Raw genomic sequence first — 14736 nt, forward strand, 5'->3', positions numbered from 1 at the left:
GGGGGCGGGGGGGTGTGGGTGGGGGGGGGCGGGGTGGGCCGGGGGGGGCCCCCCCCCGCGCTGGTGGTTCGGTGGGGCCGGCCGGTGTGTCAGCCGTTGAAGGTGCCGGACTTCTCCACGGCCCACTTGCCGTCCTTGACGGTGTAGACGGTGAGCTGCTTGTTGGTGGTGTCGCCGAACTCGTCGAACGAGACCTTGCCGGTGACGCCGTCGAAGGAGACCTTCTGGACGGCGTCGCGGACGGTCTTGCGCAGGCCGTCGCCGGTGGGGAGCTTGCCGTTGTTGCTGGTCACGACGGACTTGACGGCCTGGATGATGGCCCAGGCGCTGTCGTAGGAGTAGCCGCCGTAGGTCTCGTAGGCGTCCTTGTAGCCGGCGGCCTTGTAGTCGGCGATGTACTTCTTGGCGGTGTCGAGGGATTCGACGGGCAGGCCGACGGCGGTGGCGAAGTCGCCCTGGCTCTTGGGGTTGAGCTTGATGAAGTCGCCGCTCTGGATGCCGTCGCCGCCCATCAGGGGGATGGCGACGCCGGCGTCCTTGAGCTGGAGGGAGAGCGGGCCGGCGGCGGGGTACTCGCCGCCGTAGTAGACGGCGTCGGCGCCGGAGGCCTTGACCTTGGTGACGATGGCGGAGAAGTCGCGGTCGTCGGGGTTGACGTGCTCCTCGCCGGCCAGGGTGCCGCCGAGCTTGGTGAACTCGCCCTTGAAGGTGGAGGCGAGGCCGGCGCCGTAGGTCTTCTGGTCGTCGATCAGGAAGACCTTGGTCTTCTTGGCGTCGTTGTAGAGGAACTGGGCGGCGAAGGGGCCCTGGACGGCGTCGGTGGTGGCGGTGCGGAAGTAGGACTTGAAGGGGCGCTTCTTGTCGCCGCTGGCCCACTTCTCGCCCTGGCTGAGGGCGACGCCGGTGTTGGCGGGGGAGATCTCGGTGAGGCTCGCGTCGTCGAAGATCTGCTGCATGGACTGGGCCACGCTGGAGTTGAGCGGGCCGACGACGCCGAGGACCTTGGGGTCGCCGACGAGCTGGGTGGCGTTCTGCTGGCCGGGGGCGGGCTTGGCGGTGTCGTCGAGGGCCTTGACCTCGAACTTGACGCCGGGGACCTCGTTGGTCGCGTTGGCGTTCTTGACGGCGAGGTCGACGGAGTTGCGGATGCCGAGGCCGAGGGCGGAGAGGTCGCCGGTGAGCGGGGCGTCGACGCCGATGACGACGGTGGTGGAGCCGCTGTCCTTGCCGCCGGCGGTGTCGCCGGACTTCCCGCCGCGGGAGCCGCAGGCGGTGAGGCTGAGGGCGCCGATCACGGCAATGCTCACGACAATTGCGGAACGATGACGCACGAGGGTCCCCATTCGGTTCAGGAGGCGCCCGCGCCTGAGTGGCGGGAGCCGGGATGCGCGGAGGGCCGGGCCCATTCCGGATGGCGCGGTGACTGGCCGTGACTCTAGATGCCCTTGGGCGGCTCGGGCAGTGCTGTGGGCAGGCTGTGATTCTCTTGTTATGAGCACACGGAGCATTTGTCTCAGCATGTGGTCGTTCTGGCTCGACCGATCCTGAACTGCTGGGCGTTTACGTGCTGGTGGAGGGATGTAAGGGCCAGAAATGGGGGTTGCAGCTGGCAGCGTCGATAATCGGACAGGGGTGTCCGGTGTACTGCATTCGACCGTGCACGTCCGCATTTCGGACGATGGGGGTGCGGCGAAGAGGTTCCGCGTCTCGGGGGCCGCGGAACTGTCACCTGCTGGGATTTCCCACCTGTTACGCAGTGTTACAGGCTTGGGGGCGCGCCGAGCGCGTCCGGACATGCCGGCGCCCCCTCGCTCAGACCAACGCCTGCCCAGGGTGGCGGAAGGTCAAACAAGGGGGCGGGAAAGAGACTTGATGTTCTCGGTGGTGAACTGCTGCTGCCCGGAGGCCCGTTGTTCCCTCCGGGGAGGCCGTCGCGCTTCCCGGAGGCCCGTTACAGGTCGCGCAGCATGCAGGTCAGCCGGCAGCTGGTGATCCGCTTGCCGGTGTCGTCGGTGATCGCGATCTCGTACGTCGCGGCGGTGCGGCCCTTGAACACCGCCGTCGCCACGCCGGTGACCAGGCCGGAGGTGGCCGAGCGGTGGTGGGTGGCGTTGAGGTCCACGCCCACCGCGTACCGGCCCGGGCCGGCGTGCAGCATCGCGCCGATCGAGCCGAGCGTCTCCGCCAGCGCCGCCGAGGCGCCGCCGTGCAGCAGCCCGTACGGCTGCTGGTTTCCCTCCACCGGCATGGTGCCGACGACCCGGTCGCCGGAGGCCTCGACGATCCGGATGCCGAGCTTCTCGCCGAGGTGGCCGCCGGAGAAGGTCTCCGGGTTCACCCCGAGCTTGGCGAAGTGGTCCAGCACGTCCTGCGGGACGTTCAGGACGGGGGCCGGGGCCGGGGCGCCGTCGGTGGCGGTGCCGGGGGCGGTGTCGGGGGCCGCGTCGGTCATCGGGGGAACTCCTGCCGCTCTGGGGTGACGTCGTCGTGCTGCCTGTGATCGTACGACCGTCCTACTCGCTGGTACCGGGCCCGGACCGACCGGCGCGGCGCCCCTTTTGTCGGTGCCGGGCCATAGGATCGGTGGCCGGTAGTGGAATCGGCAGGAACGGACGTTGACGTGGCTACGCAGAGTACGGACAAGGGCGCGACGGGTGGCGGCGGGGCCGGCCCGCGGCCCCGGCTGATGCTGCTCGACGGGCACTCGATGGCCTACCGGGCCTTCTACGCCCTGCCCGTGGAGAACTTCAACACCTCCACCGGACAGCCCACCAACGCGGTCTACGGCTTCGCCTCGATGCTCGCCAACACCGTCCGGGACGAACGGCCCACCCACCTCGCCGTCGCCTTCGACCTCTCCCGGCAGACCTTCCGCTCCGCCGAGTTCCCCGACTACAAGGCCAACCGGGCCAAGACGCCGGACGAGTTCAAGAGCCAGATCGGCCTGATCGGCGAACTCCTCGACGCCATGCGCGTCCCGCGGATGACGGTCGAGGGCTTCGAGGCCGACGACATCATCGCCACCCTCGCCACCGCCGCCGAAGCGGCCGGCTACGACGTCGACATCGTCACCGGCGACCGCGACTCCCTCCAACTCGTCACCGACCACGTCACCGTGCTCTACCCGACCAAGGGCGTCTCCGAGCTCACCCGCTTCACCCCGGAGAAGGTCACCGAGAAGTACGGCGTCACCCCGCGCCAGTACCCCGACCTCGCCGCCCTGCGCGGCGACCCGTCCGACAACCTGCCCGGCATCCCCGGCGTCGGCGAGAAGACCGCCGCCAAGTGGGTCAACCAGTTCGGCTCCTTCGACGAACTCGTCGCCCGCGCCGACGAGGTGAAGGGCAAGATCGGCGAGAAGCTGCGCGACCACCTCGACTCGGTCAAGCGCAACCGGGTCCTCACCGAGCTGGTCCGCGACGTCGAACTCCCGCTGGGCGTCCCCGACCTGGCCCGGCAGTCCTTCGACCGGGACGCCGTCGGCACCCTGATGGAGTCGCTCGAGTTCCGCAACGCCAACTTCCGCGACCGGGTGTTCGGGATCGACCCGGCCGGCGCCGCCGAGGCCGCCGAGGCCGAGCTCGCCCCCGGCGTCGAGGTCGACGGCGAACTCCTCACCGACCCGGGCACGCTCGCCGCCTGGCTGCGCGAGCACGCCTCCGACGACAAGGCGCCGGTGGCGCTGGCCGCCGTCTACCAGTGGGCCCTCGGCACCGGCGAGGTCACCGAAGTCGCCCTCGCCGTCGGGGATTCCGCCGCCTGGTTCGACCCGGCGCAGCTCGCCGAGGAGGACGAGCGGGCCTTCGCCGACTGGCTCGCCGACCCGGCCGCCCCCAAGGCCCTGCACATCGCCAAGCAGGTCATGCGGGCCTTCGCCGAACGCGGCTGGACGGTCGCCGGGGTCGTCGCCGACACCGCGCTCGCCGCCTACCTGGAGAAGCCCGGCCGCCGCACCTTCACCCTGGAGGTGCTCGCCGAGGAGTACCTGGCCCGCTCGCTCACCCCGGCCGCCCCCGCCGCCGAGAGCGGCCAACTCGCCTTCGACGCACCGGAGGAGGACGGCGTCGACGCCGAGGCCGCGCGCGCCCAGGCGCTCATGCTCCAGGCCCGCGCCGTGCTCGACCTCGCCGCGCTCTTCGACACCCGCCTCGCCGAGGTCGGCGCCGCCGGGCTGCTGCACGACATGGAACTGCCCATCGCCGCCCTCCTCGCCCGGATGGAGCGCTACGGCATCGCCGCCGACCGCGACTGGCTCACCCGGCTCGAAGCCCAGTTCGCCGCCGAGATCCAGCGCTGCGTCGAGGAGGCCCACGCCGCCGCCGGGCGCGAGTTCAACCTCGGCTCGCCCAAGCAGCTGCAGGAGATCCTGTTCGGCGAACTCGCCCTCCCCAAGACCAAGAAGATCAAGACCGGCTACACCACCGACGCCGACGCGCTCACCTGGCTCGCCACCCAGACCGACAACGAACTGCCGGTCATCCTGCTGCGCCACCGCGACCAGGCCAAGCTGCGCACCACCGTCGAGGGCCTGCTCAAGACCGTCTCCCCGCAGGGCCGGATCCACACCACCTTCAACCAGATGGTCGCCGCCACCGGCCGGCTCTCCTCGCAGGACCCGAACCTGCAGAACATCCCGGTCCGCACCGAGGAGGGGCGCGCCATCCGCCGCGCCTTCGTCGTCGGGGCCGGCTACGAGTCGCTGCTCACCGCCGACTACTCGCAGATCGAACTGCGGATCATGGCCCACCTCTCCGAGGACGAGGCCCTGATCGAGGCCTTCGCCTCCGGCGAGGACCTCCACACCACCGTCGCCTCCCAGGTCTTCGAGGTCCCGGGCGCGGCGGTCGACGCCGAGATGCGGCGCAAGATCAAGGCGATGTCCTACGGCCTCGCGTACGGGCTCTCCGCGTACGGGCTCTCGCAGCAGCTCAACATCAAGCCCGCCGAGGCCCAGGGCCTGATGGACACCTACTTCGAGCGCTTCGGCGGCGTGCGCGACTACCTGCACCGGGTCGTGGAGGAGGCGCGGGCGACGGGCTACACCGAGACGCTCCTCGGCCGCCGCCGCTACCTGCCCGACCTCAACAGCGACAACCGCCAGCGCCGCGAGATGGCCGAGCGGATGGCCCTCAACGCCCCCATCCAGGGCTCGGCCGCCGACATCGTCAAGATCGCCATGCTGCGGGTCGACGAGGCCCTGCGCGCCGCCGGGCTGACCTCCCGGATGCTGCTCCAGGTGCACGACGAAATCGTGCTGGAACTCGCTCCGGGCGAGCGCGAGTCGGTCGAGGCCGTCGTCCGCGAGCAGATGGCCGGCGCCTACCCGCTGCGCGCCCCGCTCGACGTCTCCGTCGGTGTCGGCGCCAACTGGGAGGCCGCCGCGCACTGACGCGCTGCGCTCCTCGTCGGCGGCGGGCCCGGACACGGTGGGTGTCCGGGCCCGCCGTCCGTCGTTCCCGGGTTCAGCTCCTGCGGTCCGTGACCGTCCAGGCGGCGCCCAGGTCGTGGCGCAGTGCCGCCAGGGCGGCGTCGGCGGCGGTGCGGAACGACTCCCACTGGTCCGGGGTCCAGGGGGAGGGGCCGCCCGGGTCGTCCCAGTCGAGGGAGGACTGGTACCGGTCGGAGAGCCGCCTCAGTTCGTCCCGGGTGGCCGGGGTGATGGGCAGCAACTCCGGCTCGCAGGGCGATCCGTACGGGCTGTCGAGTTCCGGGCGCTCGGGGGAGCCCGGCCACAGCGGGGTGTCGACGCCGTACTCGAAGAAGAACCGCAGGTGCTGGTGCGGGCCGCTCGGGTGGTCGGCGGTGGGGAGGGCGTCGTCGTGGGGCATGCGGTTCCCGGGTTCTGCGGGCCCGTTCGGGGCCGGGGGGTCGGTTCGTCGAGTGTGCCCACCCACCCTGCCTCACCCCGGTCCGAGCGCGAGCATCGCCCCGGTCACCTCGCCGACCGCCGTGTCGGGGATCGCGGTGGCGGCCTCCGGGAGGACGAGCAGCCGGGCCCCGGGGATCTCGCGGGCGAGCGCCTCGCCGTTGCCGACGGGGAAGAACGGGTCGCGGCGGCCGTGGACGACGAGTGTGGGGACCCGGATTCCGGGCAGGCGCTCGCGCCAGCGGGGTGTGCAGTCGAGCATGGAGAACACCAGGCCCAGCTGGTTGGCCAGTTGGACCGGGGGAGCGGTGCCGGGCGTGCGGTCCCAGATGCGCGCGGCGGTCGCGCGGGCGGTGCCGGGGTCGTTGCCGAGGATCTCCGCGCCGGCGGCGGCGAAGTCCGCCACCGCCGTGCGGCTGCTCCAGTCCGGCGCGGGACGGGCGAACAGTCGGCTCATCGTCGCCGGGTCGTGGTCGGGGAGGTCGTCGTCGGGCGGGCCGGGGGCGACCGCGCGGGTGCCGACCAGGGTGAGGGCGCAGAACGCCTCCGGGTGGTCGAGCGCGGCCACCTGGGCGACCATGCCGCCGACGCCGATCCCCGCGAGGTGCGCGGGCCTTCGGCCGCCGCCGAGCCCGCCGCCGAGCGCGTCGGCCAGGGCGGCGGCGTCGGCGGCGAGGTCGCGCAGGGTGTAGCCGGGCGCCTGCGGGTCCACCGTCGTCGACGCCCCGCTGTCGCGCAGGTCGTAGCGCACCACCCGGCGCCCGCCGGCGGCGAGGCGTTCGCAGAGGGCGTCGGGCCAGGACAGCATCGTCGGCCCGCCCACGAGCAGGACGAGCGGCGCGTCGTCGGCACCGAACGACTCGGTGCCCGAGACGACCCCGTTGGCGCGGACGGCGGCGCGCACGGCGGTGTGGGCGGCGGTCATCGGGTCACCGGGCCCCGTCGTCCCCGAGGCCGCGGTCGGGCAGGCTCATGTCGCCCGTCCTGGGCGTGCCCTCGGCGAGCCCGTACCGCAGGTAGACGGTGCCCTGCGGGCCGGCCACCGGGGGTTCGAGGAGCGTGAGGTTCGTGGGCACCGCGCCCTCCTCGAAGACCTTCTTCCCGACGCCGAGCACGATCGGGTGCACCCAGAGGTCGAGGCGGTCGAAGAGCCGCTCGCGCAGGAGGGTCTGCACCAGGTTCAGGCTCCCGACGACCTTCACGTGCTCGTGCCGGTCGCGGATCTCGCGCACCGCGCCGGCCAGGTCGGGGCCCAGCCGGGTGGACCCGGCCCACGGGAGCGCGGTCGTGCCCCGGGAGGCCACGTACTTCGGGACGCGGTTGAACAACTCGGCGATCTCGCCCTCCTTCTGCTGCGGCCAGTAGGCGGCGAAGAGGTCGTACGTGCGCCGGCCGAGCAGCAGCGCGTCCGTGCCCTCGTACGCGGCGAGGATCTGCGCCCCCGTGGCCTCGTTCAGCAGCGGCGCCTGCCAGCCGCCGTACGGGAACCCCGCCGGGTCCTCGTCGGGGCCGCCGGGCGCCTGGCCGACGAGGTCGAGGGTCGCGAACATCTCGATGTGGATGAGGCCCATGGCTGTACTCCTGGTGAGGTCGGTCGGTCCCGTCGAGATGTAGACCGGTCGGGGCCGGAAAACTCATCGCCACGCCGACACCCGGTTTCCACATCGAGCAGGCCGGACGACGGACGGTCCCGCGCGGGAAGTCGGGCAGGCCGACGTCCGGTGCGCGCGGGCGGGAAAAGGGGTTGGGGGATGATCGCCCGGGCTGGTAGCTTCCACGTGACCGTGCAACCGCCCGAGGAGGTGAGACCCATGAACGCTGGACCCATATGGGTGCTCCCCCGCTCGTCACGGTCGGGCGATTGACGTAGGTGTCGCCGGGAGCGCCTCGACAGCCAGGCACTTCCGAAAGGCAACACCTCGTGCACTCTCCGCACTTCACCGCGCAGTCGTCCTCGAACGGCGTCCTTGAGCGCGACTTCACCCTGGGCGAAGTCCCCGGTGTCCTCTGGTCGCCGGCCTCCGGCGCGGCCGACCGCGCGCCCCTGGTCCTGATGGCCCACGGCGGCGGCAACCACAAGAAGCACCCGGCGATGTCCGGTCGCGCCCGACTCCTGGTGGCCGGCTGCGGCTTCCACGTCGCCGTCGTCGACGCGCCCGGTCACGGCGACCGGCCGCGCACGGCGCACGACGAGGCGGAGATCGCCGCCCTGTACGCGGCCCGGGCGGCGGGCGAGCCGGAGGGCCCGATCGTCGTGCGCTACAACGACCACCTGGCGGAGCAGGCCGTGCCCGAGTACCGGGCGCTGCTGGACGCCCTCCAGGAGCTCCCGGAGATCGGTGCCGACGGGCCGGTCGGCTTCTGGGGCATCAACATGGGCACCGCGATCGGCATCCCCTTCGTGGCGGGCGAACCCAGGATCTCCGCCGCCGTCTTCGGCCAGCACTGGCCCGACACCCTGGCCGAGCAGGCGAAGCGGATCACCGTCCCGATCGAGTTCGATCTCCAGTGGGACGACGAGCACATCACGCGCGAGGAGGGCCTCGCGCTGTTCGACGCCTTCGCCTCGAAGGAGAAGTCCCTGCACGTGAACTCGGGCAGGCACAAGGACCTTCCCCGGTTCGAGGCGGACAGCGCGGCCCGCTTCTTCGCCCGGCACCTCGGCCGCCCGGCCACCCCGTCGGCCTGACCCGTACGGGCGCGGCGCGTGACGCCCGGCGCGGGAAGTCGATCCCGTCGACTTCCCGCGCCGGTTCAGCCCGCGAGGTGTTCCAGGAGCAGCGGTACGACCTGGTCGGCGTTGGCTTCCGGCAGCCAGTGGGTGGCGCCCTCCAGGGCCACGAACCGGTACGGGGCGCTCACGTGTTCAGCCGTCAGGTCCGCGGCGTCGCGGCCCAGGGCCCGGTCCTCGGTGCCCCAGACGTAGAGCGTGCGGACGGTGATCTCGCCGGCCGGGATCCGGAGCTCCTCGTTGACGGCCCGGTACCAGTTGAGTCCGGCCGTCAGCACTCCGGGCTCGGTCAGCCGTCGGACGTTGGACTCGGCCAGCTCCGGCGGCAGCGCGTCCCGGTAGATCGCCCGCAGCCTGGCCGCGTCGTCGGCCAGCACGGCTTGCTCGGCCACGTGCTCCGGCAGGCGGAACTCCCGTATGTACTGCGAGCGTTCGCGCTGGTCGCCGCCGTTGTTCAAGGCCGCGTAGAGCGCCTCGGGGTGCGGGGTGGAGAGCACGGTCAGGCTGTGCAGTCGCTCGGGGTGGGCGGAGGCCAGTGCCCAGGCGACGAGGCCGCCCCAGTCGTGGGCGACCAGGTGGAAGCGTGGTGCGTCCAGGGCGTCGGCGAAGCCGAGGGCGTCCGCGACCAGCAGTTCGACGGCGTAGTCCGCGACGTCCGCGGGGCGGGCGTCGGGGGAGTAGCCGCGCTGGTCCACCGCCACCGCGCGGTAGCCGGCCGCGGCCAGTGCGGTCAGCTCGGCGCTCCAGCAGTCGGCGAACTCGGGGAACCCGTGCAGCAGCAGGACGAGTTCACCATCGGCGGGCCCGGCGGCCAGCCCGTCGAAGGTGTGCCGGCCGACGCTCAGGCGTACGGCGGTGGGGAGGGGTGAGGACACGGGTCAACTCCTGTCGGTAGCACGGCAACGAGATGATCAGACCACGCGGCCGGGTCGGGCGACGGCGGATCCCCGGATCCCGGGTGGTCCACCCAGGACGGGACGGGCCCGGGCGGGACGGGCCAGGGGGCGCGGCGGCTCCTACGGGCGCCGGCATCATCCCGGCGCGCGCCTTCCGGGCAGGGGGGAGCGCCGATCGGTCCCTAGGCTGGGTGCCGGCCCGCCAGCCCCGTCGAAGGACCGCGTATGCGTCGCTCCCGTCTGCTGCTGTCCCTGGCCCTGTCCGCCGTGACCGCCGGTGCCCTCGTCGCCGCCGACGCCGCGCCGGACGGGTCGGCCGGGCCGGACGGGCCGGTCCGCTCGGTCAGCCTGCCGGTGCTGCGAGATCCGCAGGCCCAGCAGAAGCTCCACCGGATGACGGACCCGGTGCAGGACTGGGTGGAGTCCGGCGCCCCGGCGGCGGACGGCTATGCCGGGACGGTGATCGACGCGTCGGAGCAGCACGCCGACCTCTACTGGAAGGGCGAGGCCCCGGCCGAGGTCCGGAGGCTGCTCGACGCGCACGCCGGCCCCGGCTACACCGTGGACGTGCACCACAGCCCCTACTCCCGGGCGGAGATGCGCGCCGCGATCGACCGGTTCACCGCCGCCGTGGCGCCCGAGGCCTGGACGTCGATCGGCCCGCAGGAGGACGGCGCCGCCATCGCGATCACGTACGCGCCGACGGCGGCCGCGCGGCTGACCGGGGGCGCCACGAGCGAGCGGGCGTACTCCCGGCGGGCCGCCGAGCTCGCCGGGATGCCGGTGACGGCCGCCGTCGAGGGCGCCCCGGCGGCGCTGTCCGGCAGCCGGCACTCCGACGGCGCGCCGTACTACGCGGGCGCCGAGGTCAACACCGGGAAGTCCGCGTTCTGCTCGACCGCGTTCAGCGGGTGGAAGGGCCGGACCAAGGTGCTGCTGACCGCCGCGCACTGCGGCAACGGCCGGTACTACAACGGCACCGGCGCGTACATCGGCGACCTGTCCGCGATCGGCGACGGTCTGGACGTCGGCATGATCGCGATCAACGGCGACGGCGCCGACCGGTTCTACGACGGCGCCTGGTCGGACCGCGGCGGTTCCTCACGGCACACCTACGGGGCCGGCCGGAACAACGTGGGGGACCTCGTCTGCCTGAGCGGCGCCCAGTCGGGGTGGACGTGCGACGTGCAGGTCAAGAAGGTCGACGTCGAGACGACGAACGACGAGGGGACGAGGATCAAGCCGGTGGACGTCGCGGAGTCGAAGGGCGGCGACCGACGCGCGATCGGCGCGAAGGGCGACAGCGGCGGCCCGGCGCTCGCCGACCCGTCCGGTGCGAACGGCGACATGGAGGCCCGCGGCGTGATCGTGGCCGGAGGGTCGGAGGTCGGCTGCCCGGCCGGATCGACGGCGCACCCGACGACCTGTTTCGCCCAGGTGCTGTACGTGCCGATGACGCCGGTGGTGAACCAGCTGGGCTTCTCGCTCTCCTGACGTCACTTCCGGGCGTTGGCGCGGCGGGTGGGTTCGGCCGTGGTCGGGTCCTCGGGCCAGGGGTGGCGGGGGTAGCGGCCCCGCAGTTCGGCGCGGACGGCTCGGTAGCCCTCGCGCCAGAACGACGCCAGGTCGCCGGTGACGGCGGCGGGGCGGCCCGCCGGGGAGAGCAGGTGGATGGTCAGCGGCACGCGGCCGGCGGCCACGGTGGGGGTCGTGGTCCAGCCGAAGAGTTCCTGCAACTTGACGGCCAGGACCGGGCGTTCGGTGCCGTAGTCGACCCGTATCTTCGAGCCGGACGGCACGGTGATGCGTTCGGGGGCCAGTTCGTCCAGCCGGCCCGCCTCACCGGTGGCCCAGGGGAGGAGGCGCTGGAGGGCGGCCGTGGTGTCGATCCTCGCGAGGTCGGCGCGGCGGCGGGCGCGGGACAGCTCGGGCTCCAGCCATTCGTCGGCGCGCTCCAGCAGGGCCTCGTCGGAGACGTCGGGCCAGGGGTCGCCGAGGGCGGTGCGCAGGAAGGCGAGGCGTTCGCGGAGGCCGGAGGTGAAGGTCAGTAGCTCGCTCACGCCCTCGCGGGCGAGGCCGTCCAGGAGGGCGCCCCGGACGAGGGCCGGGTCGGGGCGCTCGAGGGGCTTCTCGGTGAGTTCGACGGCGCCGAGCGATTCGACCCGGCGGGAGGTGACCTCGCCCCGGCGGGTGTCCCAGTGGACTTCCTCGCGGGCGGTGACGAGCGGGGCGCCGGCCTGGAGGGCGGTGGACTCCTCCAGCGCCGCGGCGTGCAGGATACGGGCCGAGTGCGAGCCGGCCGGGCGGTCGGCGACGGCGACGGCGAGCCAGGGGAGGGCGCCCAGGGCCGTGCCGGGCGCGAGTTCGGCGGCCGTGCCGGAGGCCATCAGGTACGGGCTGCGCTCGCCGGGGGCGGGCCGCTCGACCCGGGCGCGGGCGATGCGTTCGGGGAAGGCGAGGGCGACGACGAGGCCGACGGCGGTGGCGTCGGGCAGGGCGGTCGCGCCTTCGTCGGAGGTGGCGCGCCGCAACCGGCGGACTTCGTCGCGCCAGCGGCCCGCGTACGGGTCCCGGGAGTCCTTCACCGTCCGCCAGACCGCGCCGAGGTCGTCGCCGAGGGCGCGCGGCGGTTCTTCGGAGAGCAGGGCGACCACCTCGGCCGCCCGGCGGGCACCGACGGCCGCGGCCCCGTCGACCAGGGCGCGGCCCAACCGGGGGTGCAGCCCCGTACGGGCGAGCCGGACGCCGCGGGCCGTGGCCCGGCCGTCGCCGTCCACCGCGCCGAGGGCGGTCAGGGTCTGCCGGGCGGCGGCCATCGCCCCGGCGGGCGGGGCGTCGGGCAGGGCGAGCCCGGTGGCGTCCGGGTCGCCCCAGCAGGCGGCCTGGAGGGCGAAGGAGGTGAGGTCGGCGAGGGCGATCTCGGGGGTGGGGAAGCGGGCGGCGAGGGCGTCCTCGGCCTCGTTCCAGCAGCGGTAGACGGTGCCGGGGGCCTCGCGCCCGGCCCGCCCGGCGCGTTGGCGGGCCGCGGCGAGCGAGGCCCGTACGGTGACCAGTCCGGCCAGCCCCCGGGCGTGGTCGGTGCGGGGCTCGCGGGCGAGTCCGGCGTCGACGACGACCCGTACGCCGGGCACGGTGAGCGAGGACTCGGCGACGGCGGTGGCGAGGACGACCCGGCGCCCCTGGGACGGGGTGAGCGCGGCGTCCTGGACGGTCTGCGGGGCCCGGCCGTGGAGTTGGAGCACCTCGGCCGGGGCGCCGCTCAACTGCCCCGCGACCCGGGCGATCTCGCCGACCCCGGGCAGGAAGCAGAGCACGTCCCCGTCCTGCTCGCCCAGCGCCCGCCGTACGACGGAGGCGACGTGGTCGAGCAGCGCCGGATCGACCCTGGTCCCGTGCGCGGGCCGGACGGCGCGCGGCGGCGGCGCCCACACCACGTCGACCGGGTGGGACACCCCGTGCGCCTCCACCACCGGTGCGCCGCCGAGGAGTTCGGCCCAGGCCCCGGTGTCGGAGGTGGCCGAGGCGCAGACCAGCCGCAGTTCGGGCCGCAGCGCCGCCCGGACGTCGAGCAGGAAGGCGAGCGCGGTGTCGGCGTCCAGGTGCCGTTCGTGGCACTCGTCCAGGACGACCACGTCCACCCCGGGCAACTCCTGGTCGCGCTGGAGGCGTTGCAGCAGCACCCCGGTGGTGACCACCTCGACCACGGTGTCGGGGCCGACCCGCCGTTCCCCGCGCACGGTGTAGCCGACCTCGCGCCCCACGGACGAGCCGAGCAGCCAGGCCATCCGCCGGGCGGCGGCCCGGACGGCGAGCCGGCGCGGTTCGGCGACCAGCACCCGGCGCACCGGCCGGCCGTCGGCGAGCAGCCCCGCCAGGGCGAGCGGCACCAGTGTCGTCTTCCCGGTGCCGGGCGGGGCGGCGAGGACGGCCGTGCCGCCCCCGTCCAGGGCCTCGTGCAGCGCGGGGAGGGCGGTACGGACCGGGAGTTCGCGCCACGCGGGGTTCAAGGGGCTCAGCCCCGCTCGGTGACGAAGATCGCCGTGCCGGGGATCAGCCGCCCGCGCAGCGGGGACCAGCCGCCCCACTCCTGCTCCAGCCCGGCCGGCCACTCGGGCTCGACCAGGTCGACCAGCCGGAAGCCGGCGGCGACGAGTTCGCGGACCCGGTCGCCCACGGTGCGGTGGTGCTCGACGTAGGTGGCGTGGCCGTTCTCGTCCTGCTCGACGTACGGGGTGCGGTCGAAGTAGGAGGACATCGCGGTCAGGCCCTCGACGCCGGGCTCGTCGGGGAAGGCCCAGCGGATCGGGTGGGTCACCGAGAACACCCAGCGCCCGCCGGGCCGCAGCACCCGGTGCACCTCGCGCATCAGCCGCTCGGTGTCGGCGCTGAACGGCACGGCGCCGTAGGCGGAGCAGGCGAGGTCGAAGGAGGCGTCCGCGAAGGGCAGGACGGCCGCGTCGGCCTGGACGACGGCCACCGGCTCCACGCCCCGGCCGAGGTCGATCCGGCGGGAGTGCTGGAGCTGGCGGTAGGAGATGTCCAGGGCGACGGGGCGGGCGCCGCGGGCGGCCAGCCAGCGGGAGCACTGGGCGGCGCCGGCGCCGATCTCCAGCACGTCCCGGCCCGCCACGTCGCCGAGCAGGCGGGCGTCGGCCTCGTCCAGGCCCTCGGGGCACCAGGTGAAGCGGTCGTCGCCGAGGAACTCGCCGTGCTCGTCCTGGTACTCGTCGGCGTTGCGGTCCCACCAGTGCCGGCTGGCCCGGCTGCTCTCGCCGAGCCCGGCCTCGCGCCGGACCGCGTCGTCGCCGTCCTCCTCCTCCAACTCGTCGGATCCGTCGGCCCCTGCGGGAGAGGTGTCAAGATCGTGAAGGGCGGACTGGGGGGTGGTGGCCACGGTGACAATGCCCATCGCGTAGGGTATGGAGTGCGGAAGCGCCGCTGCCGCGAAACGGCCCCGACCGGGGCCGGATCCTGGCGGTGGCATCCGGGGAAGGGCCCCTTCGGGCGCCACCGCGAGGTGCGCAACCGGAGGATATGGCCTGATCCGTACCAGGCTCCACCGTCTTGCCTCTTCTGGCGTTGACCGTGCCTGGCCGTCCCCGTATGCTACAAGTTGCGCTGCGGGCCTGCGCGCCTCGGACGGAGCAGGTCGCGCTCGCATCTGTCGAAGACCCCACGGTCGCAAGACGGACGCCGATTTCTCGTTGTTCACGGGATTTCCGGTGTGCCGTGTTCTTGGCTGT

11 protein-coding genes are annotated in these 14736 nt (G+C 73.6%); 3 read left to right on the forward strand and 8 right to left on the reverse strand.

Annotated elements, in window-relative coordinates:
- Positions 1 to 89 precede the first annotated feature (89 nt).
- Together ACFV8H_RS34845 and ACFV8H_RS34850 are read right to left on the reverse strand one after the other, a co-directional pair.
- Entirely contained in the window at positions 90 to 1331 is a 1242-nt protein-coding gene (locus ACFV8H_RS34845) for an ABC transporter substrate-binding protein (RefSeq protein WP_380407947.1), read from the reverse strand.
- A 620-nt stretch (positions 1332 to 1951) separates the two neighbouring features.
- A complete protein-coding gene (locus ACFV8H_RS34850) occupies positions 1952 to 2452 on the reverse strand; it encodes a PaaI family thioesterase (RefSeq protein WP_380407898.1) in 501 nt (166 codons plus the stop codon).
- Between the two features lie 234 nt (positions 2453 to 2686).
- Between ACFV8H_RS34850 and polA the strand changes: the two genes are divergently transcribed.
- A complete protein-coding gene (gene polA / locus ACFV8H_RS34855; RefSeq protein ID WP_380407949.1) occupies positions 2687 to 5389 on the forward strand; it encodes a DNA polymerase I in 2703 nt (900 codons plus the stop codon).
- 73 nt (positions 5390 to 5462) lie between these two features.
- Here polA and ACFV8H_RS34860 read toward each other — a convergent pair whose 3' ends face one another.
- From ACFV8H_RS34860 to ACFV8H_RS34870, 3 genes are all read right to left on the reverse strand, one after another.
- On the reverse strand, positions 5463 to 5828 hold the full coding sequence (locus tag ACFV8H_RS34860; RefSeq protein WP_380407900.1) for a hypothetical protein: 366 nt from the start codon (positions 5826 to 5828) through the stop codon (positions 5463 to 5465).
- 72 nt (positions 5829 to 5900) lie between these two features.
- Positions 5901 to 6791: an alpha/beta fold hydrolase gene (locus ACFV8H_RS34865; RefSeq protein ID WP_380407902.1), complete on the reverse strand. Its 891-nt coding sequence runs from the start codon at positions 6789 to 6791 to the stop codon at positions 5901 to 5903.
- Between the two features lie 4 nt (positions 6792 to 6795).
- On the reverse strand, positions 6796 to 7437 hold the full coding sequence (locus tag ACFV8H_RS34870) for a dihydrofolate reductase family protein (RefSeq protein WP_380407904.1): 642 nt from the start codon (positions 7435 to 7437) through the stop codon (positions 6796 to 6798).
- Positions 7438 to 7787: 350 nt separating this feature from the next.
- Between ACFV8H_RS34870 and ACFV8H_RS34875 the strand changes: the two genes are divergently transcribed.
- Positions 7788 to 8555, forward strand: coding sequence for an alpha/beta hydrolase (locus ACFV8H_RS34875; protein WP_380407906.1), 768 nt, complete (start codon positions 7788 to 7790; stop codon positions 8553 to 8555).
- 65 nt (positions 8556 to 8620) lie between these two features.
- Here the strand turns inward: ACFV8H_RS34875 and ACFV8H_RS34880 are convergent, their stop codons facing one another.
- Positions 8621 to 9472 carry an alpha/beta fold hydrolase gene (locus ACFV8H_RS34880; protein WP_380407908.1) on the reverse strand — a complete coding sequence of 284 codons (852 nt, stop codon included), beginning with the start codon at positions 9470 to 9472 and terminating at the stop codon, positions 8621 to 8623.
- A gap of 246 nt (positions 9473 to 9718) precedes the next feature.
- Here ACFV8H_RS34880 and ACFV8H_RS34885 point away from each other — a divergent pair, with 246 nt between their 5' ends.
- A complete protein-coding gene (locus ACFV8H_RS34885) occupies positions 9719 to 10987 on the forward strand; it encodes a hypothetical protein (protein ID WP_380407910.1) in 1269 nt (422 codons plus the stop codon).
- Between the two features lie 2 nt (positions 10988 to 10989).
- On the opposite strand, the gene hrpB is transcribed toward ACFV8H_RS34885, so the two are convergent.
- Positions 10990 to 13500, reverse strand: coding sequence for an ATP-dependent helicase HrpB (gene hrpB, locus ACFV8H_RS34890; protein ID WP_380407912.1), 2511 nt, complete (start codon positions 13498 to 13500; stop codon positions 10990 to 10992).
- Between the two features lie 5 nt (positions 13501 to 13505).
- Complete coding sequence (locus tag ACFV8H_RS34895) at positions 13506 to 14402, reverse strand: class I SAM-dependent methyltransferase (RefSeq protein ID WP_375893411.1); 897 nt, start codon at positions 14400 to 14402, stop codon at positions 13506 to 13508.
- Between the last annotated feature and the right edge of the window lie 334 nt (positions 14403 to 14736).

The sequence above is a fragment of the Kitasatospora sp. NPDC059827 genome, from assembly GCF_042731675.1.
In the GTDB taxonomy this organism is placed as follows: Bacteria; Actinomycetota; Actinomycetes; order Streptomycetales; family Streptomycetaceae; genus Kitasatospora.